This is a genomic window from Vibrio sp. 10N.222.55.C6, assembly GCF_041473395.1.
GTDB lineage: Bacteria > Pseudomonadota > Gammaproteobacteria > Enterobacterales > Vibrionaceae > Vibrio > Vibrio crassostreae_C.
Window position 1 is genome coordinate 1 of the sequence record NZ_JBFRSD010001081.1, and the last position, 380, is coordinate 380.

Here is a 380-nt window from a genome sequence, read left to right on the forward strand (position 1 = left end):
CTTCAAACTCACTTGTCGTTACTCCAAAAATGAAGTTTGAAACGTGGTTTATGGAAGGCACTCTACAGCCAGGCATACATTATGTAGAGGTGAAGGATGACTGGTCGGATTTTGAGCAAAAAATTAAATACTATTTAGACAACCCTAAAGAGTCTGAACAGATGATCAAAAATGCGCATGAATACCTTGCTCCTTTCCAAGATGAACAACTAGAAAAATTGGTTTGCATTAAAACACTTCAAGAATATTTTAGACTATCTGGCCAAGCTACTCACGAACACGCTATTAACGAGCAAGACAAATGAAAATTCTGATTATTGGCCCGTCATGGGTTGGAGACATGGTAATGTCTCAAGGCTTATATATTGAGCTGCAGACAC

The 380-nt window shown here is 38.4% G+C and carries 1 protein-coding gene; it reads left to right on the plus strand.

Going from position 1 to position 380, the window contains the following annotated elements; translation table 11 throughout:
* On the plus strand, nt 1-305 hold a 305-nt coding region (locus AB4486_RS27640), incomplete at its 5' end, for a glycosyl transferase family 90 (protein WP_372120000.1).
* Between the last annotated feature and the right edge of the window lie 75 nt (nt 306-380).